Below are 23,030 nucleotides of genomic sequence, written 5' to 3' on the forward strand. Positions count from 1 at the left end.
GCATCGTCGCCGGCGCGCGTCACGGCCGCACTTGGATGGTCGCGACCGTCCGGTCCAGGTGATGCAGTTCGACGTCGACGTTGCCCGGGACGTCGACGCTGAACTGGAACGTCTGGTTGGGCGCGGCCGCGACCTGGAACTCGTGGTCCGGCACCGAGTGGACGTGCAGCTCGTCGGCGGCGTCGCTGGTGACCCGGAACGTGATCGGCTGGTGAACTTTGGCCTGCAGCGTGGCATTAGCCGGGCTGACCTGACCATGCGCGATGGTGACGTCGACGACGAGCGCCTTCGTCGACGAGTCCTTGCCCGGCGAACCGCCGCAGCCGACAAGACCGCAGATCAACATCGCAGCAACCGTGATCAGCGCACTGCGAGCGCTCATCGGCCCCGTCACGCCGCTTGCGGTGGGGACCGGTCGGCTGCTGCTTCTTCGGGTTGGGTGGGGGCGGTGTCGGCGGCGTTGATCCGCCCGGCGCCCCAGGTCAGCGCCGAGATGACCATCAGCGTGAAGATCAGCACCACGATGCCGCCGGCGGTGAACAGCCACGCCGGCACGTTGGGGTCGCGTTCGCGCTGCAGGATCGACACCTCGAGCACGAAAGGCCGCGTGCTGGTGCCCAGCGCGGGAATCTCCGGCGCGGGGATGGCGTCGTCGGCCGGGGCGTAGATCGGCACTGCGGTCATCGTGTAGCCGTCTTGGATGCGCAGCAGGGTTTTCCAGCTGCCCCACACCGGGACGGGCTGGGTGGTGGTGTAGTGCCCGGGCCCGACTTTGTCGAGTCGGTCGATGTACAGGCCGCGGTGATGTTGCATGCGCCCCTGCCAGGACAAGATCGTCAGCCAATCCGGGTGGTCGCTGACGAGGGTGGGCGGATTGATCTGCACGTCGGCGGCCACCATGCGTTGTCCGGGCGGGCTGGGCACGTCGGTCAAGGTGATGGTGGCCGTGTCGTGTTGGGGCACCCGGATATGTAGTCCGTTGGCCACCGCACCGCCGATCACCAGCACGGTCAGCGCCACCACCGCGATGCCGATTCCACGCCCGGGCAGGCGTTGACCGGTCAGCACCATGCCCAGCATGGCCCCGCAGGTTCCGGTCAGCACCGCCGCCGGCGCCGCCATCGTCAGCGCTTGGCCCCACAGGCTGACCGGCCACGGGTAGTGATACACCGCGCCGATCCACAGCGACTCCAGCCACAACCCGATCGTGCCCACCGCCAAGCCAGCCACGGCGCCGAAGAGGATCGGGCGTCGGATAAGCGGTGTGAGGGCCAGCAATTCGACGACTACTGCCGGGCCCAGATACAGCGGAAACCAGTTGATCGGCGCGCCCAGGATCGGGCCGACCACCAGTGCCACCGCACCGCGCAAGGCGATCGCGAACAGTGCGGCGATGATCGCGCCGCCGCGGCCCATGGTCAACCGCGCGGCCACCGTACCCACCGCGGCCGCCGCCGCGATCAGCATCGGCTGAAACACCAGCCGAAACTGCGGCACACCGAAATCGAACTCGATCTGCCACACCGACATCCCGATCAACAACCCACCGAATGACAAATACCGCAGGAAATTGATGAGCCGACGCTCGTCTCGCGCGTAAGTACCTTCAGCAGGTGTGTCCGGCAGCGCCCGTCCGCCTTCGTACTCCAGCATCAGCACCGCGAACAGGGAGAAGCCGGCGCCGCCGATCATCATCAGATGGGTTGGGCCCCACAGTGTTACGTCTTGGCCGAAGATGCGATGCCAGATGTCATCAAGCGGGAAACCGAGCAGCGCATACAGCCCGCAGCCGGCCATCAGCACCCCACCGACCGGGGCGTACCAGTCGCGGGTGATGCGCACCGCCGCCGGGCCCGGCTTGTCGAACGGCACGACGACCGCGATCGCGCCGGCCAAAAAGATGCCGAACAGACCGATCACGATGAAATAGTGCGCGGGGTTGGCCAGCGGACCGGGATCGCGGCCATTGCCGATGTGCCAGCTGACATCCCAGATGAACCCGAACAGCGCACAGATGATCGACGTGGTGAACACCAACACCGGCAACGCCACCCACGACGGCCGGTTGAACTTCTCTGCCAACCGATCCGCAATCCGGGCCAACCAGCTGATGCGACGGGTGCGGTGCGCGTAGCCCACCCAAAGCATGAGCAGCGCTATCAGCATTGCGGCGATCGACAGGCCGATCACCTGGTTCAGCCCGGCACCACGCGCCGGCGCCTCCGCAACAACCGCTAGTCCCACAGTTATCCCCTCCAGGGCCGGGAGATCCGATCGCGAGCGTCAACCTACTTCACCGTAGGTTGCCGATCGGTAACGAGTTCAAACTTCGGCGGAATTGGTTGCGGAGCGCTCAATCCCGCTTGTCGCCGACCGGGGTGCGCTCGCCCTGGGCGGCGCTGCGCCTGTCCCGCAGCGCGACGTAGAGCACGACTGCGGCCACGATCACCGCGGGCAGGAACGCTGGCAGCGCCAGCAGCAGATAGTGGTGCGCCACATAGTCGACGTGTGCAGTGCTGAGTGTGTTCATGTCCGCTACCACTCAAGCTACCTCGACAGCTGCACTGCGCCCGGCTGACGCGGGTGGGTGGACTGGGCTGCTATGCCGTCGATGAGCAACTGCAGCCCGAAGTGGAATCCGCTGCCGGGGTCGGCGGACAGCTCGATCACCGACTGCGTTTCGGGTATCGCGCCCGCCGCGTCCCACTGCATGCGGGACTGCTCGTCGACGGTGGCGCCCAGTACGTAGTAGACGATGGTGCGGGCTGCCAGCTCCGACTGTTCCGGGGGCAGCCCGGCTTCCGCGGCCGCCTCGGCCAGCGACGTCAGGATGTGGGTGACTGCTCGGGACTGTCCGGCGGCGAAGCTCGCCGAGACCAGCTCGGCTCCGTCGGTGTGCGAGAGCAGGGCGTCGCGCAGACGTGAGCAGATCGTGCGCACCCGCAGCGGCCAAGCGGCGTCCGGCCCGGTTCCGGTGCCGGCCGACTGCAATACCCGGTCGGCGACGGCGCCGAGCAGCTCTTGTTTGCTGGGGAAATGCCAGTACAGCGCGCCGGGTGTGATGCCGAGTTCGCGTGCCAGCCGGCGCATGGTCAGATCGGCGATCCCGTACTGGTCCAGGATCGCGGCCGCCGCTTCGACGACATCGGGTTTGTGCAGTTGCACGCCGTTACCCTAACCTGAACACCGTTCAAGAAGGGAGCACCACGTGACTCAGGCGGCGACTCGGCCCGGCACCGACACCGACGGCACGGACATCCTCGCAGTCGCTCGTCGGCAAGTCCTGGAGCGCGGCGAGGGACTGACCCAGGACCAGGTGCTGGCTGTGCTGCAGCTGCCCGGCGACCGCCTCGAGGAACTGCTGGCACTCGCCCACGAGGTGCGGATGGCCTGGTGCGGACCCGAGGTCGAGGTCGAGGGCATCATCAGCCTCAAGACCGGCGGTTGTCCGGAGGACTGCCACTTCTGCTCGCAGTCGGGGCTGTTCGCGTCGCCGGTGCGCAGCGCCTGGCTGGACATTCCGAGCCTGGTGGAGGCGGCCAAGCAGACCGCCAAGACCGGCGCCACCGAGTTCTGCATCGTGGCCGCGGTGCGCGGACCCGACGACCGGTTGCTGGCCCAGGTCGCGGCCGGCATCGAGGCGGTCCGCGACGAGGTCGACATCCAGATCGCCTGCTCGCTGGGAATGCTGACCCAAGAGCAGGTGGAGCGGTTGTCGGCGATGGGTGTGCACCGCTACAACCACAACCTGGAGACCGCCCGCTCGTTCTTCCCCAACGTCGTCACCACCCACACCTGGGAAGAGCGCTGGGAGACGTTGTCGATGGTGCGCGACGTCGGCATGGAGGTGTGCTGTGGCGGCATCCTCGGCATGGGCGAAACCCTCGAGCAGCGCGCCGAATTCGCGGCGAACCTGGCTGAGCTCAATCCCGACGAGGTGCCGTTGAACTTCCTGAACCCGCGCCCGGGCACGCCGTTCGGTGATCTGGAGGTGCTGCCAGCCAGCGAGGCGCTCAAGGCGGTCGCCGCGTTCCGGCTGGCCTTGCCGCGGACCATGCTGCGCTTCGCCGGCGGCCGAGAGATCACCCTCGGCGACCTGGGCGCAAAGCAGGGCATCCTGGGCGGAATCAACGCCGTGATCGTCGGCAACTACCTGACCACGCTGGGCCGCCCGGCCGAGGCTGACCTGGAGTTGCTCGACGATCTGCAGATGCCGATCAAGGCACTGAACGCCAGCCTGTAGAAACACTGGTGTGATGGTCGCCGAGCTGCCGGCCCCGATCGGAGCCGGTGTGTACAACGTTTACACCGGCGCGCCGGCGGGCTCGTCGTCGCCGACTGCCGCCCAGTTGGGTCTCGAGCCGCCGCGGTTCTGCGCCGAATGCGGCCGCCGCATGGTGGTGCAAGTCCGCCCGGACGGCTGGTGGGCGAAGTGTTCGCGGCACGGGCGGGTGGATTCGGCCGACCTGGAGGCGCAGCGATGACCACGACTACCCCGCGCTACTCGCGCGGACGGGCGACCATCGCGGTGATCGCGGGCCTGGTGGCCACGGGTGTGCCGGTGGGCGCGCTGTGGGCGTGGCTGGCCCCGGCGGTGCACGGCGTGGTGGCGCTGACCCGCGACGGCGACCGCGTGCACGACTACCTCGGCAACGAATCCGAGCACTTCTTCGTCGCCGCTTTCCTGATGCTGGGGTTGCTGAATGTCGTTGCCGTGGTGGCGGCGGTTTTGGTGTGGCAGTGGCGCGCACACCGCGGGCCGGCCATGGTGTTCGGGGTCTGCGTCGGCATGGTGGGCGCCGCGTCCGTCGCCGCTACGGTGGGCGCGCTCTTGGTGCATTGGCATTACGGCACAATGGATTTCGACGCGGCACCGGTGAGCGAGCAGAACCGCGTCTACTACTTCACCCAGGCGCCGCCGGTGTTCTTCGGTCAGGCGCCGCTGCAGGCCGCCTGCACACTGCTGCTGCCGACCGCCACCGCCGCGCTAATCTACGCCGTGCTGGCGGCGGCGACGGCGCGCGACGATCTCGGCGGTCATCCGACCGTCGAACCGCCCGCGCCGGAGTCGGTCACAGCGGGCGTCGGTGCACCGTCCGTCCGGTGATCACCTTCGCTGCGATCACTGCCAGCCGGGCCATGCCGGTGTAGGTCGCGGGATTGAACATGGTCGGCCATTTGGTCCGGGCGCGACGACTGCTCGGCGGGCGCCCGGCGAACCGGTCATGCAGCCAGCGCAGCGTCATCGGCGCCGAAAGCGGGTGCAGCAGCAGGTGCTCGCAGAACGCGTCGCGGTGATAGGTGACGTCGGCGCCGCCGGCCGAATAGGCGTCGGCCAGCTCGTCGATGTCCTCGACGGCGATCAGGTAATCGTGGACCGCCTGCACGATCAGCACCGGCGGTGTCGGCACGGTGGTGCCGAGCTTGATGTTGTCGAAGACGTACTGGACTTCGGGCATCGCCAGGACTTCGTCCAGCGGGCGGTCGAGGTAGTCTCCCATGTCTTTGCGGGCCATCCGGATCACCGCGCCCGCCGTCGTCATGGTCTCCAGCTCGCACAGCAGGGCGCGGCCCTCGTCGCTGGTGTGCTCCTTGATGACCCGGTCCAGGTCGGGGTAGAGGTGCGCCAGGGCGGCCACCACCAGCGCCGGCAACCCGGAGAACAGGCTGCTGTTGAGCCGGCGGAAGGTGTGGCCGAGGTCGCCGACAGGTGAACCGAGCACCGCGCCGACGATGTTCAGCTCCGGTGCGTAGTCGGCGTACACCTCGGCGGCCCAGGCGCTGGCCAGCCCGCCGCCGGAATAGCCCCACAGCCCGACCGGCGATGACGCAGACAACCCGAGGCGCTCGGAGTTGAAGGCCGCCCGGACGCCGTCCAGGATGCAGTAGCCCGGCTGGTACGGGGCGCCCCAGATGCCCTGCGGGCCTTCGTGGTCGGGCACCGAGACCGCCCAGCCTTCGGCGAGCGCGGCGTTGATCAGCAGGAACTCCAGCTGGGCCAACGCGCCGAGGGCTTTTGCGCCGCGCCGCAGCGCGTACGACGGGAAACAGCGGGACGCGACGGCGTCGATGGCGCACTGGTACGACAGCAGCGGGCACGCCTTGAGGTCCGCGTCCGGCGGCACGATCACCGTGGTCACCGTCGCCTCGGGCTGTCCGTTCATGTCCGTCGTGCGGTAGAGCAGCTGGGTCGCGGTGACGCGCTGGGGGATCAGGCCCAGATACGCCAGCTCGACGTCGCGGGACCGCAGCACGGTTCCCGGCACGGCGTGCTCGAATCCCGGCGGCGGTTGGTAGAACGGGTCCTCCGACGGCAGGACGGGACGGGCCTTGCGTTGCAGTTCCTCGTGAGGCGGGCGACCGATCCATTCGGCGCCGGTCGAGGTCGTCGCGAGGCTGGCAATGTCCATCGGGGCATTGTTACTTAAGAAGGCCCTAAGAATCCAGTCGACTCACCCGGGGGGTCGCAGCGCGGCGAACTCGTCGGTGACCCGCAGCTGCGAGTCGGTGAAGCGGTACAGCGCCGCCGGGCGCCCGCCGCTGCGCCCGGACTGCGCGATGGTGCCGGTCTGCGTGATGACGCGGCGGCGGGACAGCACCCGCTGCAGGTTGGTCGCGTCGACCTGGTAGCCGAGCGCGGCGCTGTAAATGTCCCGCAGCGTCGAGACCGCGAATTCCCTTGGTGCAAGCGCGAATCCGATGTTGGTGTAAGACATCTTGGCGACCAGCCGGGTCCGGGCGTGGGCCACCATCGGGCCGTGGTCGAAGGCCATTGCCGGCAGCGCGGTCACCGGATGCCAGCGGGTGTCGGGCGGTAGCTCGGGGGTGGCGGGGGAGGGCACCAGGCCCAGGAAGGTCGAGGCGATCGTGCGGATGCCGGGCACCCTCGCCGGGTCGGAGAACACGGCGAGCTGCTCGAGGTGAGCGACCTCACGTAGGTCCACCTTTTCGGCGAGCTGCCGTCGGACCGACGTGGTCATGTCCTCGTCGTGGCGCAGCTGTCCGCCGGGCAGCGACCACGCGCCGCGGTACGGATCGCGTGCGCGCTGCCACAGCAGCGCGCTGAGCTGCGGTTTCCCGCTTTCAAGCTCGCGAACTTGGAACACGACGGCAAGCACCTCGTGAGCGGTGCTACCATGAATCACGTTTTCGATTGTAAGTCGAAAACCCGCCCGGGGCGAAAGGAACGGCGTTCATGACCGAAATCCTGAATCGCACGGATGCGCCGGCGGACGACCTGATCGCCCGTATCAGCGACTCACCCACCGGTTACACCGGCGTTGACGGCGACGAACAGTGGGCGGCCGAAATCCGCCGGCTGGCCGAGCTGCGCGGCGCCACGATCCTGGCGCACAACTACCAGCTGCCCGCGATTCAGGACGTCGCCGACCACGTCGGCGACTCGCTGGCGCTCTCGCGGATCGCCGCCGCCGCGCCCGAGGACACCATCGTGTTCTGCGGCGTGCATTTCATGGCCGAGACCGCCAAGATCCTGAGCCCGGACAAGACCGTGCTGATCCCGGACCAGCGGGCCGGCTGCTCGCTGGCCGACTCGATCACCCCTGAGGAATTGCAGGCCTGGAAGGACGAGCACCCCGGCGCGGTGGTCGTGTCCTACGTCAACACCACCGCGGCGGTGAAGGCGCTCACCGACATCTGCTGCACCTCGTCGAACGCCGTCGACGTGGTCGCCTCGATTCCTGCCGACCGCGACGTGCTGTTCTGCCCCGACCAGTTCCTCGGCGCGCATGTGCGACGGGTGACCGGGCGGGAGAACCTGCACGTGTGGGCCGGCGAATGCCATGTGCACGCCGGGATCAACGGCGACGAGCTCGCCGACCAGGCCCGCCAGCATCCCGATGCCGAACTGTTCGTCCACCCCGAATGCGGTTGCGCCACTTCGGCTTTGTACCTTGCCGGGGAGGGCGCCGTGCCGGCGGACCGGGTGAAGATCCTGTCCACCGGCGGCATGCTCGACGCCGCCCGCGCCACCCACGCCCGCGAGGTGCTGGTGGCCACCGAGGTCGGGATGCTCTATCAGCTGCGTAATGCGGCGCCGGGCACCAACTTCCAGGCGGTCAACGACCGGGCGTCGTGCAAGTTCATGAAGATGATCACACCGGCGGCGCTGCTGCGCTGCCTGGTCGAGGGCGCCGACGAAGTCCACGTCGACGCCGAGACGGCACGGTTGGCGCGTCAAAGCGTGCAGCGGATGATCGCGATCGGCCAACCGGGCGGCGGCGAATGACGACGAACTGGCAGCAGCGGGCCGACGTCGTTGTCGTCGGCACCGGGGTGGCCGGGCTGGCCGCCGCTCTGGCGGTACATCGCGCCGGGCGCCGGGTCGTGGTGCTGAGCAAGGCCGACCGCAGGCCCGGCGCCACGGCCACCCACTACGCGCAGGGCGGCATCGCGGTGGTGTTGCCCGGCAACGACGACTCCGTGGACGCCCACGTCGCCGACACGCTGGCCGCGGGTGCCGGCCTGTGCGATCCCGACGCGGTCGAGTCGATCGTCTCCGACGGCTACCGTGCGGTCACCGAATTGGTCGGCGACGGAGCACGATTCGACGAATCACAACCCGGCCGATGGGCACTGACCCGGGAAGGCGGACACTCGCGGCGGCGGATCGTGCACGCCGGCGGGGATGCCACCGGTGCCGAGGTGCAGCGAGCGCTCGACCGTGCGGCGGCCGCGCTGGACATCCGCACCAACCACGTCGCGCTGCGGGTGCTGCACGACGAGGTTGGCGTAACCGGGGTGCTGGTGAGCAACGCCGGCGGAATCGGTGTCATTCACGCGCCGTCGGTGATCTTGGCCACCGGCGGGCTGGGGCATCTTTACAGCGCTACCACCAATCCCGACGGCTCCACCGGCGACGGTATCGCCCTGGCGCTGTGGGCCGGCGTCCCGATCAGCGACATCGAATTCATCCAGTTCCATCCGACCATGCTGTTCGACGGCGGGGCCGGGGGACGACGACCGCTGGTCACCGAGGCTCTTCGTGGCGAGGGCGCGACACTGGTTGACGGCCAAGGTAATTCGGTTACCGCGGGTGTGCATCCGATGGGGGATCTGGCGCCGCGCGACGTCGTGGCTGCCGCCATCGACACACGGTTGCGGCTGACCGGCGCCCGGTGCGTGTATCTCGACGCACGCGGCATCACCGACGTGGCGACCCGGTTCCCTACGGTCACCGCGGCATGCCGGGCCGCCGGGATCGACCCGGTGCGCCAGCCGATTCCGGTTTTGCCCGGCGCGCACTACAGCTGCGGCGGCGTCGTCACCGATGCCCGGGGGCAAACCGAGCTGCCCGGGCTGTACGCCGCGGGCGAGGTGGCGCGTACCGGGATGCACGGCGCCAACCGGTTGGCGTCCAACAGCCTGCTGGAAGGGCTGGTGGTCGGCGGCCGCGCCGGGAAGGCGGCAGCCGCACACGCGGCCGCGGCCGGGCATCCGCACGCCGCCTTGTCCGACCTGCCGCCCGCAACGGCGTTGGTGCGCAACGACTTACAGGAACTCATGAGCCGCGATGCGTCGGTGGTCCGCGGCGGTGACGGCCTGCGGCTGCTGGCCGAGACGCTCTCGACGGCACCGGTCCGGAACTTAGCGCGCCGGGCCGACCTCGAGGACGCGGCGTTGACCATGACCGCGCGCGCGGTGGCCACCGCCGCGCTGGCCCGCGAGGAAAGCCGTGGCTGCCATCACCGCGCCGAATACCCCGACGCCGATCCCGCCCAGGCGCGCAGCATCGTCGTCCGCGCGACGGAGGACAACGCGGTGCGCGCCGAGACGCCGGCGGCGGTGTGCTGATGGCCCTCAGTGAGTGCGAGCTCGCCGAAGCCCGCGCCACGATCAGCCGCGCGCTCGACGAGGACCTGCGTTACGGCCCGGACGTCACGACGTCGGCGACGGTGCCGGCGGGCGCGACGACCACCGCCGCGCTGGTGACCCGAGAGCCGGGTGTGATCGCCGGCGTCGACGTTGCGCTGCTGGTGCTCGACGAGGTGCTGGGTCCGGACGGCTACCAGGTACTCGACCGCGTCGACGACGGCGTGCGACTGCAGGCGGGCGCGCCGCTGCTGACGCTGAAGGCCGATACCCGCGGCCTGCTGACCGCCGAGCGGACCATGCTCAACCTGGTGTGCCACCTGTCCGGGATCGCCACCGCGACCGCCGCCTGGGTCGACGCCGTGCACGGCACCAATGCGAAAATCCGCGACACCCGCAAGACGCTGCCCGGTTTACGCGCCCTGCAGAAATACGCGGTCCGCGTCGGCGGAGGGGTCAACCACCGGCTCGGCCTCGGCGACGCGGCGTTGATCAAAGACAACCACGTCGCGGCGGCCGGCTCGGTGGTGGCGGCGTTGCGGGCGGTGCGCGCCGCTGCACCGGATCTGCCCTGCGAGGTCGAGGTCGACTCACTCGAGCAGCTCGACGAGGTGTTGGAAGAGAAACCCGAACTGGTGCTGCTGGACAACTTTCCGGTGTGGCAGACGCAAATTGCCGTGCAGCGCAGGGACTCTCGTGCACCCGGCGTCTTACTCGAATCGTCGGGCGGGCTGACCCTGGACAACGCGGCGGCGTACGCCGGCACCGGCGTGGACTATCTGGCGGTCGGCGCGCTCACCCATTCGGTGCGGGTGCTCGACATCGGTCTGGATCTCTAAGAGTCAAGGCCGCCCGCAGCTCCCCCGGGGTGTGACCGACGTGCTGACGCACCACGTGGGTGAAGTGCGCCTGATCCGCGAAGCCCAGTGAGGCGGCGATGTCGGCCAACGAGGCCGCATCGCGCTGCACAAGCTCAAGGGCCCGCCCGACCCGGACCCGGTTGCGATAGCGGGTCAGCGACACGCCCAGCTGCTGCGGAAACGCTCTGCTCAACCGATAGGGCGACGCGCCGAGAAGCTTGGCCAGTGGAAACAGCCCGCGCGCGGCGGGGTGATCATCGTGGATGGCCGCACGCGCCCGCTCGACCAGTCGTGCGTCGGCGGGCGCCGGGCTGTCGGTCAGCGGCGTGGCCCGGTCGGTTGTCTGCCGCAGCGCGGCGGCGGTCAACGCCAGCAGTTCTTCTGCCAGTTGGTAGTCGACGTCCGACCGTCGAGACGCCAGCACACGGCGATGCGCGAGTTCCATCCTGGCGTCGACGTAGATCGTCGAGCGGCGCGGTCGGCTGGGCTCACCGACCAGCTGCCACCACGATGCGGGGCTCAGTTGCACCGACGTGCAGACGTCGCCGCCGTGGGGGTGGGCGAATTGGTCGGCTTCCCCCGGCGCACCGAGATATCCGACCGTCGAGTCGAGGTCGACCGGCCCGTCGGCGCCGCGCCGCCGGAACCGCCCGGACCTGACCAGCACCAGCCGCCCGTCGATGGGGGAGTCCGCGGGCGACCACCCGGGACTGTCGGGCCGGCAGGTCCAGGCGTGCAGGCTGAATTGCGGGCGGGCCGCGAGCGTCACCATCGACAGCACGGCGGGAGGTTAGCGCGCCGGTCCGACAACAGGCCGCAAGAATCTTCAAGACGCGGCGGCACCCAGCCGCGAAGCTGCGTGCATGGCATCCATCACCACGCAGATCGAGATCGACGTCGACGCCTACCGGGCCTGGCAGGTGATCGGCGACTGGGCCGACGGCCCGGTTCGCATGGCGCGCGGCCACGTCGTCTCATCGGAGGCCGACGGCGGGCTGCGAGTGGTCACCTTCGCCAGCGGCACTGTCGCTCGGGAACGGCTGGTCGCGCGCGACGAGACCGCGCGCCGGATCGTCTACTCGATGATCGGCGACACCATGCGGCCCGAGCACGACAACGCCGTCATGCAGATCGTGCCGGACGGCGACGGGCGTTGCCGGTTCGTCTGGTCGCGCGACGTGCTGCCCGACGAGCTGGCCGGACCCTTGCGTGCCGCGATGGAAGGCGCCGCCAAGGTCATCAAGCGCACGCTGGAAGCCGACTGCGCGAGCCAGAAGCCAGGGTCGTGATCCGCTGCGAACGACAGCCCTGGCTTCTGTCTGGTGGGCTGACTGCTTAGGCGATATCGGCGACGAAGACCGCCACCCGGCGGGCCTGCAACCGCGCCGCCCACGGCAGCCCTTCGCCGTCCGAGCCGGCGGGCAGGATCCGCGGGTTGGTGATGTGCACGGTTTTGCGGATGAAGCGCACGTCTGCTTCGCCGGCGGCCAGCACGTTCTTGACCCAATCGGTTTTTCCATGGCCCAGCACTATGAACAGCGCGTTGCCTTTGCGGTAGGCGGTGACGATCGTCTCGTAGGGCTTACCGGACTTGCGGCCGCGGTGGGTGATGGTCGCCATGCCCGGGAGATAGCGGGCGAACGGTCTGATCGCGGGGTTGAAGTACTTGACCTGAAAGCGCTCGAGCCAGGGCGGGAAAATCATCGGGACGCCCGGGGCGCTGTTGGGACGATCCGTTACTGACATGCGGTCACTGTACCGGTCCGATAACCATTTGGCCTGCTCTGGGACAATGGTCCGTGTGAACTTGATGGCCCGCATCGACCTGCGTGGCACCGAGCTGTCGGCTGCGAAGCTGCGGGCGGCATTGCCACGCGGCGGCGCGGACGTCGACGCCGTGCTGCCGGCGGTGCGTCCCATCGTCGAGGCGGTCGCCGAGCGGGGCGCCGAGGCCGCTCTGGAGTTCGGCGACTCGTTCGACGGCGTGCGCCCCTCGACCGTGCGGGTGCCGGCGGCCGAACTGGACGCCGCGCTGGCCGGGCTGGACCGCGACGTGCTGGCTGCGCTCGAGGTGGCGATCCAGCGGACCCGCGCCGTGCACGCCGACCAGCGCCGCACGGATTCGACCACGGTGCTCGGTCCCGGCGCGACGGTGACCGAGCGCTGGGTTCCCGTCGAGCGAGTCGGCCTGTATGTGCCCGGCGGCAACGCGGTATACCCGTCGAGCGTGGTGATGAACGTGGTGCCGGCGCAGGCCGCCGGCGTCGGCTCGCTGGTGGTGGCCAGCCCGCCGCAGGCCGCGTTCAACGGGCTGCCGCACCCGACGATCCTGGCGGCCGCCCGGCTGCTGGATGTCGAGGAGGTGTGGGCCGTCGGCGGCGCGCAGGCGGTGGCGCTGCTGGCCTACGGCGACGCCGAATTGGACCCGGTCGACATGATCACCGGGCCGGGCAACATCTACGTCACCGCGGCCAAGCGGCTGTGCCGCTCCCGGGTCGGCATCGACGCCGAGGCGGGGCCGACCGAAATCGTCATCCTCGCCGACCACACCGCTGATCCGGCGCACGTCGCCGCCGACCTGATCAGTCAGGCCGAGCACGACGAGATGGCCGCCAGTGTGCTGGTGACCCCGAGTGCCGGGTTGGCCGATGCCACCGACACCGAGCTCGCCGGCCAGTTGGAGACCACCGTGCACCGGGAACGCGTGGAGGCCGCGCTGCGCGGCCCGCAGTCGGCGATCATCCTGGTCGATGACCTCGACGCCGGCATCCGCGCCGTCAACGCCTACGCCGCAGAACATCTGGAGATCCAGACTGTCGATGCACCGGCTGTGGCAGGCCGGATCACCTCTGCCGGAGCGATTTTTGTCGGACCGTTTTCGCCGGTCAGCCTCGGCGACTACTGCGCCGGCTCCAACCACGTGCTGCCGACCGCGGGCTGCGCCCGGCACTCCAGCGGGCTGTCGGTGCAAACCTTCTTGCGCGGCATCCATGTGGTCGACTACACCGAGGCCGCGCTCAAAGACGTGTCCGGCCACGTCATCACGCTGGCCAAGGCGGAGGATCTGCCCGCGCACGGCGAAGCTATCCGGCGGAGGTTCGAGCGATGACCGACCGCCCGTCGCTGGACGACCTTCCGCTGCGTGACGACCTGCGTGGCAAATCACCTTACGGCGCACCACAATTGGCGGTGCCGGTGCGGCTCAACACCAACGAGAATCCCCACCCGCCGACCAAGGCGCTGGTCGACGACGTCGTGCGCTCGGTGCGCGACGCCGCAGCGGACCTGCACCGCTATCCCGACCGCGACGCGGTGGCGCTGCGTACAGATCTGGCCGCGTACCTGACCACGCAAACCGGCGTTGATCTCGGTGCCGAAAACCTCTGGGCAGCCAACGGTTCCAACGAAATCCTGCAGCAATTATTACAGGCGTTCGGCGGGCCCGGTCGCAGCGCGATAGGCTTCGTGCCGTCGTATTCGATGCACCCGATCATCGCCGACGGCACCCGCACCGAATGGATCCAGACCGTGCGTGCCGAGGACTTCAGTCTCGACGTCGAGTCCGCCGTCGCTGCCGTCACGGAGCGGCAGCCCGACGTGGTGTTCGTCGCCAGCCCCAACAACCCGTCCGGGCAGAGCGTTTCGCTGCCGGATCTTCGGCGGCTGCTGGACGTGACTCAGGGGATCCTGATCCTCGACGAGGCGTACGGCGAGTTCTCGTCTCGGCCCAGCGCCGTGCAGCTGGTGCAGGAGTACCCGACCAAGCTGATCGTCACCCGCACGATGAGCAAGGCGTTCGCATTCGCCGGCGGCAGGCTGGGCTACTTGATCGCCACGCCGGCGGTGATCGACGCCATGCTGTTGGTCCGGCTGCCCTATCACCTGTCGTCGATCACCCAGGCCGCCGCCCGCGCCGCGCTGCGGCACGCCGACGACACACTGGGCAGCGTCGCCACGCTGATCGCCGAACGGGAACGGGTTTCTACGGCGTTGGGCGACATGGGTTTTCGGGTCGTGCCCAGCGACGCCAACTTCGTGCTGTTCGGTCAGTTCGCCGACGCGCCGAGCGCCTGGCAGCACTACCTGGACGCTGGCGTGCTGATCCGCGACGTCGGTATCCCCGGTTACCTGCGGGTGACCACCGGACTGGCCGAGGAGAACGACGCGTTCCTGGCGGCCAGCAAGCAGATCGCCGTCACCGAATTGGCCCAGTCTTTAGGAGCGTCATGAGTCGTCACGCGCGCGTGGAGCGCAGCACCAAGGAATGCGACATCGTCGTCGAACTCGACATTGACGGTACCGGCCAGGTCGAAATCGACACCGGCATCCCGTTCTACGACCACATGCTGACCGCGCTCGGCAGCCACGCGAGCTTTGACTTGAGCGTGCGCGCCAAGGGCGATGTCGAGATCGAAGCACACCACACCATCGAGGACACCGCGATCGTGCTCGGGCAGGCGCTGGGTCAGGCGCTGGGCGACAAGAAGGGCATCCGCCGGTTCGGCGACGTCTTCATCCCGATGGACGAGGCCTTGGCGCACGCCATCGTCGACGTGTCCGGGCGGCCGTATTGCGTACACACCGGCGAGCCGGACCACCTGCGGCACTTCACCATTGCGGGCAACACGGTGCCGTATCACACGGTTGTCAACCGGCACGTCTTCGAAACGCTGGCCAACAACGCCCGCATCGCGCTGCATGTGCGGGTGCTCTACGGTCGCGACCCGCACCACATCACCGAGGCCGAGTACAAGGCCGTCGCACGCGCGTTGCGACAAGCCGTCGAACTTGACTCTCGGGTATCGGGAGTGCCCTCCACCAAAGGCGCCTTGTGAAATCTGTTGTCGTCCTTGACTACGGCTCCGGCAACTTGCGGTCGGCGCAGCGTGCGTTGGAGCGGGTGGGTGCCGCGGTAGAGGTCACCAGCGATCTGGGTGCCGCTGCCGCGGCAGACGGCTTGTTCGTGCCTGGTGTGGGCGCGTTCGAAGCGTGCATGACCGGCCTACGGGGGATTGGCGGCGAGCGGGTCATCGCCGAACGTGTCGCCGCCGGCCGGCCGGTGCTGGGTGTTTGTGTCGGGATGCAGATCCTGTTCGCGCGCGGGGTGGAGTTCGGGGTCGAGTCCGTGGGCTGCGGGCAGTGGCCGGGGGCCGTCACCCGTCTGGATGCGCCGGTGATCCCGCATATGGGCTGGAATGTGGTGGAGGCCGCGCCGGGCACGGCGTTGTTCAAAGGCCTAAGTGCCGATACGCGTTTCTATTTCGTGCACTCCTATGCTGCGCAGCGCTGGGAGGGTGGACCCGATGCGCTGCTGACGTGGGCCACCCATCAGGTGCCGTTTTTGGCCGCTGTGGAGGACGGACCGCTGGCCGCCACCCAATTCCACCCGGAAAAGAGCGGCGACGCCGGTGCGGCCGTGTTGAGCAATTGGGTTGAAGGACTATGAGGAGTTCCGCGAAAGTGCATTCCACTACACAAACACCGAGTACGGGTGTCGGTAGATGCACTTTCGCGGCGCAGGAGGGAATGTGTTGATTTTGTTGCCCGCCGTCGACGTGGTCGACGGGCGCGCCGTGCGACTGGTGCAGGGGCGCGCCGGCAGCGAGACCGAGTACGGCTCGGCACTTGATGCCGCGCTGGGCTGGCAGCGCGACGGCGCCGAATGGGTACACCTGGTCGACCTCGACGCGGCCTTCGGCCGTGGCTCCAACCGCGAACTGCTCGCCGAGGTGGTCGGCAAGCTCGACGTGAACGTCGAACTGTCCGGCGGGATCCGCGACGACGACTCGTTGGCCGCCGCGCTCGCAACCGGCTGCGCCCGGGTCAACCTGGGCACAGCGGCGCTGGAAAATCCGCAGTGGTGCGCCGCGGCGATCGCCGAGTATGGCGAACGGGTGGCCGTCGGCCTGGACGTACAGATCATCGACGGCGAACACCGCCTGCGCGGCCGCGGCTGGGAAACCGACGGCGGCGACCTCTGGGATGTTCTGGAACGCCTTGACAACCAAGGCTGTTCGCGATTCGTCGTCACCGACGTCACCAAGGACGGCACGCTGACGGGCCCCAACCTGGACTTGCTGCGTGCGGTCACCGAACGCACAGACGCTCCGGTGATCGCGTCCGGCGGAGTGTCCAGCCTGGACGACCTGCGGGCGATCGCCGGCCTCGGATGCGTCGAGGGTGCCATCGTCGGAAAAGCCCTCTACGCGGGACGATTCAGCCTGCCGCAGGCGCTGGCGGCGGTGGCGGAGTAGCCGCGGTGGACCTCGACGCTTTGGTGGCCCAGGCATCGGAGATCCTCGATGCCGCCGCTGAGCCTTTCCTCGAGGGGCATCGGGCCGATTCCGCGGTCAGCAAGAAGGGCGACGACTTCGCGACCAAGGTGGACCTGGCCATCGAGCGGCAGGTCGTCGACGCGCTGACCAAGGCCACCGGAATCGAGGTACACGGCGAGGAATTCGGCGGCGCGGACGTCGATTCGCCGTGGGTGTGGGTGCTCGACCCGGTCGACGGAACATTCAACTACGCGGCCGGATCCCCGTTGGCCGCGATCCTGCTGGGGCTGTTGCACGACGGCGAGCCGGTCGCGGGTCTGACCTGGCTGCCATTCACCGGCCAGCGCTACACCGCCGTCGCGGGCGGTCCGTTGATGAAAAACGGTGTGCCGCAGCCTCCACTGGAGCACACGGAGCTAGCGGAGTCGGTCATCGGCATCGGCACCTTCAACATCGACTCGCGGGGAAGATTCCCGGGCCGCTACCGACTGGCGGTGCTGGAGAAGCTGAGCCGGGTGTCCTCGCGGTTGCGCATGCACGGCGCCACCGGCATCGACCTGGCCTATGTCGCCGACGGAATCCTCGGCGGTGCAATCAGTTTCGGCGACCACGTGTGGGACCACGCTGCCGGGGTAGCCCTGGTGCGCGCCGCCGGCGGCATCGTCACCAACCTGGCCGGTGAAGAGTGGACGCCGCAATCGCGGTCGGCGTTGGCAGCGGCGCCCGGCGTGCATGCCGAGATGCTCGAAATCCTGCGCCGCACCGGCAACCCCGAGGACTACTGATGAGTTTGGCAGTCCGCGTGATTCCTTGCCTCGACGTCGACGACGGACGCGTGGTCAAAGGCGTCAACTTCGAGAACCTGAGAGACGCAGGCGATCCCGTCGAACTGGCCGCCGCCTACGACGCCGAAGGCGCCGACGAGCTGACTTTTCTCGACGTGACCGCGTCGTCGTCGGGTCGGGCCACCATGCTGGATGTGGTGCGCCGCACCGCCGAGCAGGTATTCATCCCGCTCACGGTCGGCGGCGGAGTGCGCTCGGTGGCCGACGTCGACGTGCTGCTGCGGGCCGGCGCCGACAAGGTGTCGGTCAACACCGCCGCGATAGCGCGACCCGAGTTGCTCGCCGAAATGGCGCAGGCTTTCGGATCTCAATGCATCGTGTTGTCCGTCGACGCCCGCAGCGTGCCGCCCGGTTCACCGCCCACGCCGTCGGGCTGGGAGGTCACCACGCACGGCGGGCGGCGCGGCACCGGCATCGACGCCGTCGAATGGGCGGCCCGCGGCGCCGAGTTGGGTGTGGGGGAGATCCTGCTGAATTCGATGGACGCCGACGGCACCCAGGCGGGTTTCGACCTGGCGATGCTGCACGCGGTGCGTGCGGCGGTGACGGTGCCGGTGATCGCCAGCGGTGGCGCCGGGGCGGCCGAGCACTTCGCGCCGGCGGTGGCCGCCGGTGCCGATGCGGTGTTGGCGGCCAGCGTCTTTCACTTCCGGCAGCTGACCATCGGGCAGGTGAAAGCGGCGATGGCCGCCGAAGGGATCACCGTGCGATGAGTCTTGACCCGCAGATCGCCGCGCGGCTGAAGCGCAACGCCCACGGACTGTTCACCGCCGTCGTGCAGGAGCGCAGTAGTGGCGACGTGTTGATGGTCGCCTGGATGGACGACGACGCGCTGGCCCGGACCCTGGAAACTCGTGAGGCGACGTATTTTTCGCGGTCCCGCGGTGAGCAGTGGATCAAGGGCGCCACCTCGGGTCACACCCAGCACGTGCACACGGTGCGCCTGGACTGCGACGGCGACACCGTGCTGTTGGTGGTCGACCAGGTCGGCGGAGCATGCCACACCGGCGACCACAGCTGCTTCGACGCCGACGTGTTGCTGCAACCGGAGGATTGACCGGGCGCCGAGTGCCCACGAACGCATCCCGGCGACGCCCGCGTGGCTGCGTATATGAGGCTGAGGAATGTTCTAGCCCGCCGAGCTCTTGTCGGCAATTCGCCGTTGCAGTGACTGCCCGGCTGGAAGCTGTGAAACGAGGGCGCGCAGCGCGGGCAGCGCAGCGGCAACCTGGTCGTCGCTCAACGCCAAGCCCATGGCTGTATAGAGGTTCTGTTCGATCTGACTCACGGTTCGCGCGGCGCCGACCCCCGCCGAGGTGAGTGACAGCACCGTGGTTCGCCGGTCCGTAGACCCCACTGTCGACTCGACGAAGCCCTTCTTGGCGAGCGTGCTCATCAACCTGCTCGGGCTACCGCCTTCACATACCAGACGCTGCCCTATTTCTCGCACAGTCAGCGGTCCCGCCGCATCACGCAGGACAGCAATCGCCTCGGCTTGCGAAGGCGTCAGGTCGTGCGGTTTGAGCGCGGCCGTCAGCGCCCGCGCACCTTCCCGCTGAGCAGCAAGGACGAGGTAACGGAATTCCTCGATTGAGTCCATCGTCACAGTATAGAGGCATTAGATGACGCGTCATGTATTGTACGTGACGTGTCACCTAATTAATCGAGGGCGACGCTCCACCTCACCGAAAGAAGGCGCCATGCCAACCGCCACACCAACGCTCGTCACAGTCCCGTGCTTTTCCGGCGCTCCCCGGGACGAGCGCCAGCTCGCCCCGCTCAAGGCCGCCTACCCGGTTCGCACCATGCGTCTCCCCGAAGGAACTCGACGACGTCGAGCGCTACACCGACTTCCTCGCCGCGCAGGTCGAGGGACTCTCGAACTATGTACTCGTCGGCGACTCGTACGGCGCCGTCATCAGCCTCACGCTCGCGCTGCGACAGCCAACCGGGCTGCGTGGACTCGTCCTGTCCGGCAGGTTCGCCGCCAACCCCCTCCCGCGCTGGAAGAACACTGCCGGCCGCGCCTCGCACTACGTCCGCGGACCGCTCTACCGCGCCGGCACGCTGCGCTACCACGCACACAGCCTCGCCTCGAAGTTCGACCGCGACGCCGAGGTTCCGCACACCCGAAACGACTACCGGCAGTTGTTCATCGAGAACACCCCGGCAGCCTCCTACAGCGCACGGGTCGCCCGCGTCATCTCCTTCGACGTGCGCGATCAGCTCGCCAAGGTCAACATTCCCACCCTGCTCATCACCCCGGAAGATGACCAGCTCGTCGGGGACCAAGCCGCTCGAGAACTACGCCAAGGACTCCCGAACGCCCGCGAGGTCGTGCTCCCCGAGACCGGGCACATGTTCCGCTTCACCCACCCAAGCCTTTACGGCCGCACCATCCTGGAGTTCCTCCAAGACATTTGAGATCGTGCGACCGGTTCTAGCCGGCCACGTTCTCCAGCCCGTTTGGCCGCGGCGACCGCGGCGACTATAGGGTTTGTGCCCGTGCGAAAGTCCCCGTTGCTGGCATGGGCGCTCTGGGATTGCGGTGCGACGGGCCTGAATGCGCTTGTCATCACGTTCGTTTTCCCGGTGTACCTGACGGCCTCGGTAGGAGCCGGCGGCGGCACGTCACCGACGAGTTCGCTGGGCCGGGCGATGACCGTTGCAGGCGTCATCGTCGCCCTGTGCGCCCCGATGACCGGCAGCTGGATCACCGACCCGCGGCGACGCCGCCACGTGCTGACCGCCCTCACCCTGGCGGTCGTCGTGTTGACCGCCACGATGAGCTTGATCCGCGACGACCCCCGCTACCTGTTGACCGGCCTGATCCTGCTCGCCGCCACTGCAGCTTGTGGCGACCTGGCCTCCGTCCCGTACAACGCAACGCTGCGGCTGATCTCCACGCCGGAGACCTCCGGCAGAATCTCCGGGTTCGGCTTGGCCTCGGGCTATGTCGGAAGCGTGGCGCTGCTGTTGACCGTGTATGTCGGCTTCATCGCAGGCGGTGGGTCCACCGCGGGTGCGCTGGGCATTTCGACCGCCGATGGCCTGAATGTGCGGATGGCGATGCTGCTGACCGCCGCCTGGTTCCTGTTTTTTGCCCTGCCACTGCTGATCTGGGCGCCGAAACCGCCGGCCATGGCACGCGATCAGGTTGCCGCCGCGGTGGGCGCCGTTCGCCAGCTCTGGGCCGACTTCGTCGCCGAATGGCGCCGCGATCGCAATGTCGTCTACTACCTGCTGGCCAGCGCCGTGTTCCGGGACGGGCTGTCAGGCGTGTTCGCGTTCGGGGCAGTGTTGGGCGTCAATGTGTATCGCATCTCGGCGGCCAATGTGCTGCTGTTCGGTGTGATGGCCTGCACCGTCGCCGCCGTAGGCGCAGTGCTCGGTGGCCTGCTCGACCAGCGCGTCGGGTCCAAGGCCGTAATCCTCGGCTCGCTGGCGTCGATGATTGCCGTCGGCCTGACACTGCTCACGCTGTCGGGGCCGCTGGCGTTTTGGGTGTGTGGCCTGTTGCTGTGCCTGTTCATCGGCCCGACGCAGTCGTCGGCGCGCGCTCTGCTGCTGCAGATGACCGCCGACGGCAAGGAGGGGTTGGCCTTCGGGCTCTACACCACAACCGGGCGAGCGGCCGCTTTCCTTGCGCCGTCGATGTTCTTCACGTTCATCGATCTCTTCGGGGCCGACCGCGCCGGCTTGGGCGGCCTGTTGGTCGTGCTGACGGCGGGCCTGCTGGCAATGTTGCCCATCCGCGCGCGGCCCGTCGCCCCCATGTCGCCCGCGTGGCTAGCCGACTAGCCGGCCCGGTTCTCCAGCCCTTCGGCCGCCACTACCGCGGCGCGGGCCCATTCGCCGCGGGCCACCGCCGGTTCGATGCGGCCCCGCCGGATTGCCTCGACGTCGATCGCGGTTCCGTTGGTCACCGCGCCCGGCACGCGGAACGAGAAGTGCCGGTCGTCGGTGGCGATGGCCAGTAGCGCATCCGTATCGGTTAACCCGTTGGCGCGCACGATATCCTCGGCCCACTTGACTGGTCGTAATCCGCCGAAATTGTTGACGTAGACCACCCACAGCCGGACGTGTCGATTGTTATAGAGCTTGTTGATCGCCCGTTCCACCGCGGCCCGGCCCGGAGCGGCCAACACGCCAGACTGATCGGTGATGTAGCGAGACAACTGAAGCGCCGGCGCAGGTGCAGTCGGAACGCCATCGCTCGGCTGGCTTGATTGTCGGTGCACTAGCTGCTCGCCGAGGACGACTGCAACAGCGACCAACACGATGGCGGCAATTACAGACACGAGCACCGCGGGACGGAAATGACGGCGCGGTGGCGACGGCGCGGTGAAAGCGGCCGCTTGCACGGTGGCCGGAGATTCAGGCGGAGCGGCACCTCCCAGAGCCGCAGCGAAATCCGAACAGCTCGGATACCGCTCGTCGGGATCCTTGGCGAGTGCCCGTGCAAGCACGTCGTTGAGCCCCGCCAATTCGGGTCGGCGGTCGCCGATGCGCGGCGGCGGCTCCGACAGGTGCTGAGTGATGACAACGGCCGGATTGGAGTGCTGAAACGGCGCTGACCCGGTCAATAGATGAAAGGTGGTGCAGCCCAAGGCATATTGATCGGTCCGCCCGTCAAGGTTGGCGCCGCGGAGTTGCTCCGGCGCTGCGTAGGCGGTCGTTCCGATCATCATGTTGGTGGCGGTCAGCCCGCTGACGTCGCCCAACTGGCGAGCAATACCGAAGTCGGCCAATAGGATTTGCCGTCCGCGGTGGCTCGGCTGACCCAGCAGGATGTTGGCGGGTTTGACGTCACGATGCAGCAATCCTTGCGAATGGGCGTAATCGAGTGCATCGGCAACCGCCGAGACGATCTCGACGACTTCCTCGTGTGGCATGCCGGACGGATAGCGGCTACGCAACATCTCTGCCGCGTCGGTGCCCTCCACATGGTCCATCGAGATCCACAGCTGTTCCCGGAATTCGCCGCGGTCATGGACACCGACGATGTGCGGGTGCGACAACCTCGCTGCCACGTCAGCTTCCCGGTTGAAGCGCTGCCGGAACTCGTGGTCGGCTGTGAGATTCGCGGGCAAGACCTTCAGTGCGTCGCGGCGCGGCAGCCGCGGATGCTGCGCCAGGTACACCTCACCCATCCCGCCGGACCCCAACAGCCGCAGGATGGTGTAACCGGCGAACACCTCGCCGTTCCGTAGCGGCAT

At 68.3% G+C, this 23,030-nt stretch carries 27 protein-coding genes; 17 read left to right on the forward strand and 10 right to left on the reverse strand.

All coding sequences use genetic code 11. The features are described 5' to 3' along the window. Positions 1 to 19 precede the first annotated feature (19 nt). The 4 genes from AWB95_RS01925 to AWB95_RS01935 all read right to left on the reverse strand — a co-directional run bounded on the left by AWB95_RS01925 (position 20) and on the right by AWB95_RS01935 (position 3,165). Positions 20 to 382: a cupredoxin domain-containing protein gene (locus AWB95_RS01925; protein WP_062538205.1), complete on the reverse strand. Its 363-nt coding sequence runs from the start codon at positions 380 to 382 to the stop codon at positions 20 to 22. 8 nt (positions 383 to 390) lie between these two features. Further along, the gene (locus AWB95_RS01930) at positions 391 to 2,199 is read right to left on the reverse strand and encodes a hypothetical protein (protein ID WP_062538209.1); all 1,809 of its coding nucleotides are present in this window, start codon (positions 2,197 to 2,199) and stop codon (positions 391 to 393) included. A gap of 154 nt (positions 2,200 to 2,353) precedes the next feature. After that, complete coding sequence (locus AWB95_RS23180; RefSeq protein ID WP_169714622.1) at positions 2,354 to 2,530, reverse strand: hypothetical protein; 177 nt, start codon at positions 2,528 to 2,530, stop codon at positions 2,354 to 2,356. A gap of 17 nt (positions 2,531 to 2,547) precedes the next feature. Next, the gene (locus AWB95_RS01935) at positions 2,548 to 3,165 is read right to left on the reverse strand and encodes a TetR family transcriptional regulator (RefSeq protein ID WP_062538206.1); all 618 of its coding nucleotides are present in this window, start codon (positions 3,163 to 3,165) and stop codon (positions 2,548 to 2,550) included. A gap of 43 nt (positions 3,166 to 3,208) precedes the next feature. On the opposite strand from AWB95_RS01935, the gene bioB reads away from it, so the two are divergent. Genes bioB through AWB95_RS01950 form a run of 3 tightly spaced genes read left to right on the forward strand, consistent with a single transcriptional unit; the run spans position 3,209 to position 5,107 of the window. After that, positions 3,209 to 4,243, forward strand: coding sequence for a biotin synthase BioB (gene bioB, locus AWB95_RS01940; protein WP_062538207.1), 1,035 nt, complete (start codon positions 3,209 to 3,211; stop codon positions 4,241 to 4,243). 13 nt (positions 4,244 to 4,256) lie between these two features. After that, the gene (gene bsaP / locus AWB95_RS01945; protein WP_062538208.1) at positions 4,257 to 4,484 is read left to right on the forward strand and encodes a biotin synthase auxiliary protein BsaP; all 228 of its coding nucleotides are present in this window, start codon (positions 4,257 to 4,259) and stop codon (positions 4,482 to 4,484) included. Beyond that, the gene (locus AWB95_RS01950; RefSeq protein WP_180276008.1) at positions 4,481 to 5,107 is read left to right on the forward strand and encodes a DUF2567 domain-containing protein; all 627 of its coding nucleotides are present in this window, start codon (positions 4,481 to 4,483) and stop codon (positions 5,105 to 5,107) included. The genes bsaP and AWB95_RS01950 overlap by 4 nt, the downstream gene beginning before the upstream one ends. On the opposite strand, the gene AWB95_RS01955 is transcribed toward AWB95_RS01950, so the two are convergent. Together AWB95_RS01955 and AWB95_RS01960 are read right to left on the reverse strand one after the other, a co-directional pair. Then, the gene (locus AWB95_RS01955; protein WP_062541835.1) at positions 5,073 to 6,410 is read right to left on the reverse strand and encodes a lipase family protein; all 1,338 of its coding nucleotides are present in this window, start codon (positions 6,408 to 6,410) and stop codon (positions 5,073 to 5,075) included. The two genes, AWB95_RS01950 and AWB95_RS01955, sit on opposite strands and share 35 nt — an antisense overlap. Before the next feature lie 42 nt (positions 6,411 to 6,452). After that, positions 6,453 to 7,145, reverse strand: coding sequence for an NUDIX hydrolase (locus tag AWB95_RS01960; RefSeq protein WP_062541834.1), 693 nt, complete (start codon positions 7,143 to 7,145; stop codon positions 6,453 to 6,455). Between the two features lie 50 nt (positions 7,146 to 7,195). On the opposite strand from AWB95_RS01960, the gene nadA reads away from it, so the two are divergent. The 3 genes from nadA to nadC are packed head-to-tail and all read left to right on the forward strand — an operon-like array spanning position 7,196 to position 10,670. After that, positions 7,196 to 8,248, forward strand: coding sequence for a quinolinate synthase NadA (gene nadA / locus AWB95_RS01965; RefSeq protein WP_062541833.1), 1,053 nt, complete (start codon positions 7,196 to 7,198; stop codon positions 8,246 to 8,248). Next, complete coding sequence (locus tag AWB95_RS01970; protein WP_085167524.1) at positions 8,245 to 9,813, forward strand: L-aspartate oxidase; 1,569 nt, start codon at positions 8,245 to 8,247, stop codon at positions 9,811 to 9,813. Before nadA ends, AWB95_RS01970 begins: the two co-directional genes overlap by 4 nt. Then, positions 9,813 to 10,670, forward strand: a complete 858-nt coding sequence (gene nadC, locus AWB95_RS01975; RefSeq protein ID WP_085167539.1) for a carboxylating nicotinate-nucleotide diphosphorylase — start codon at positions 9,813 to 9,815, stop codon at positions 10,668 to 10,670. Before AWB95_RS01970 ends, nadC begins: the two co-directional genes overlap by 1 nt. On the opposite strand, the gene AWB95_RS01980 is transcribed toward nadC, so the two are convergent. After that, positions 10,627 to 11,463 carry a helix-turn-helix transcriptional regulator gene (locus AWB95_RS01980; protein ID WP_062541919.1) on the reverse strand — a complete coding sequence of 279 codons (837 nt, stop codon included), beginning with the start codon at positions 11,461 to 11,463 and terminating at the stop codon, positions 10,627 to 10,629. The genes nadC and AWB95_RS01980 overlap by 44 nt on opposite strands. A 91-nt stretch (positions 11,464 to 11,554) precedes the next feature. Here AWB95_RS01980 and AWB95_RS01985 point away from each other — a divergent pair, with 91 nt between their 5' ends. Further along, positions 11,555 to 11,980 carry an SRPBCC family protein gene (locus AWB95_RS01985; RefSeq protein ID WP_062541917.1) on the forward strand — a complete coding sequence of 142 codons (426 nt, stop codon included), beginning with the start codon at positions 11,555 to 11,557 and terminating at the stop codon, positions 11,978 to 11,980. A 46-nt stretch (positions 11,981 to 12,026) separates the two neighbouring features. On the opposite strand, the gene AWB95_RS01990 is transcribed toward AWB95_RS01985, so the two are convergent. Then, a complete protein-coding gene (locus AWB95_RS01990) occupies positions 12,027 to 12,437 on the reverse strand; it encodes a nitroreductase family deazaflavin-dependent oxidoreductase (RefSeq protein ID WP_062541916.1) in 411 nt (136 codons plus the stop codon). A 61-nt stretch (positions 12,438 to 12,498) separates the two neighbouring features. Between AWB95_RS01990 and hisD the strand changes: the two genes are divergently transcribed. Genes hisD through hisI form a run of 8 tightly spaced genes read left to right on the forward strand, consistent with a single transcriptional unit; the run spans position 12,499 to position 18,868 of the window. Then, positions 12,499 to 13,800, forward strand: coding sequence for a histidinol dehydrogenase (hisD, locus tag AWB95_RS01995; protein ID WP_099539679.1), 1,302 nt, complete (start codon positions 12,499 to 12,501; stop codon positions 13,798 to 13,800). After that, the gene (locus AWB95_RS02000; protein WP_062541142.1) at positions 13,797 to 14,921 is read left to right on the forward strand and encodes a histidinol-phosphate transaminase; all 1,125 of its coding nucleotides are present in this window, start codon (positions 13,797 to 13,799) and stop codon (positions 14,919 to 14,921) included. The genes hisD and AWB95_RS02000 overlap by 4 nt, the downstream gene beginning before the upstream one ends. After that, on the forward strand, positions 14,918 to 15,526 hold the full coding sequence (hisB, locus tag AWB95_RS02005) for an imidazoleglycerol-phosphate dehydratase HisB (protein ID WP_062541141.1): 609 nt from the start codon (positions 14,918 to 14,920) through the stop codon (positions 15,524 to 15,526). The genes AWB95_RS02000 and hisB overlap by 4 nt, the downstream gene beginning before the upstream one ends. Next, positions 15,523 to 16,137 (forward strand): imidazole glycerol phosphate synthase subunit HisH, encoded by a 615-nt coding sequence (hisH, locus tag AWB95_RS02010; RefSeq protein WP_169714623.1) that lies wholly within the window; start codon positions 15,523 to 15,525, stop codon positions 16,135 to 16,137. The genes hisB and hisH overlap by 4 nt, the downstream gene beginning before the upstream one ends. A 55-nt stretch (positions 16,138 to 16,192) precedes the next feature. Further along, complete coding sequence (gene priA, locus AWB95_RS02015; RefSeq protein ID WP_099539673.1) at positions 16,193 to 16,945, forward strand: bifunctional 1-(5-phosphoribosyl)-5-((5-phosphoribosylamino)methylideneamino)imidazole-4-carboxamide isomerase/phosphoribosylanthranilate isomerase PriA; 753 nt, start codon at positions 16,193 to 16,195, stop codon at positions 16,943 to 16,945. Between the two features lie 5 nt (positions 16,946 to 16,950). Beyond that, a complete protein-coding gene (locus tag AWB95_RS02020; protein ID WP_062541138.1) occupies positions 16,951 to 17,751 on the forward strand; it encodes an inositol monophosphatase family protein in 801 nt (266 codons plus the stop codon). Continuing rightward, entirely contained in the window at positions 17,751 to 18,524 is a 774-nt protein-coding gene (gene hisF, locus AWB95_RS02025) for an imidazole glycerol phosphate synthase subunit HisF (RefSeq protein WP_085167528.1), read from the forward strand. Before AWB95_RS02020 ends, hisF begins: the two co-directional genes overlap by 1 nt. After that, the gene (gene hisI, locus AWB95_RS02030; RefSeq protein WP_062539106.1) at positions 18,521 to 18,868 is read left to right on the forward strand and encodes a phosphoribosyl-AMP cyclohydrolase; all 348 of its coding nucleotides are present in this window, start codon (positions 18,521 to 18,523) and stop codon (positions 18,866 to 18,868) included. The genes hisF and hisI overlap by 4 nt, the downstream gene beginning before the upstream one ends. A 72-nt stretch (positions 18,869 to 18,940) precedes the next feature. Here the strand turns inward: hisI and AWB95_RS02035 are convergent, their stop codons facing one another. Beyond that, positions 18,941 to 19,411 (reverse strand): MarR family winged helix-turn-helix transcriptional regulator, encoded by a 471-nt coding sequence (locus AWB95_RS02035; protein WP_062539105.1) that lies wholly within the window; start codon positions 19,409 to 19,411, stop codon positions 18,941 to 18,943. Positions 19,412 to 19,473: 62 nt separating this feature from the next. On the opposite strand from AWB95_RS02035, the gene AWB95_RS02040 reads away from it, so the two are divergent. Further along, entirely contained in the window at positions 19,474 to 20,235 is a 762-nt protein-coding gene (locus AWB95_RS02040) for an alpha/beta fold hydrolase (RefSeq protein ID WP_232315561.1), read from the forward strand. Between the two features lie 81 nt (positions 20,236 to 20,316). Beyond that, a complete protein-coding gene (locus AWB95_RS02045) occupies positions 20,317 to 21,612 on the forward strand; it encodes an MFS transporter (protein ID WP_232315558.1) in 1,296 nt (431 codons plus the stop codon). On the opposite strand, the gene AWB95_RS02050 is transcribed toward AWB95_RS02045, so the two are convergent. After that, the gene (locus AWB95_RS02050) at positions 21,609 to 23,030 is read right to left on the reverse strand and encodes a serine/threonine-protein kinase (protein WP_062539103.1); all 1,422 of its coding nucleotides are present in this window, start codon (positions 23,028 to 23,030) and stop codon (positions 21,609 to 21,611) included. The two genes, AWB95_RS02045 and AWB95_RS02050, sit on opposite strands and share 4 nt — an antisense overlap.

The sequence above is a fragment of the Mycobacterium celatum genome (assembly GCF_002101595.1).
Taxonomy (GTDB): Bacteria; Actinomycetota; Actinomycetes; order Mycobacteriales; family Mycobacteriaceae; genus Mycobacterium; species Mycobacterium celatum.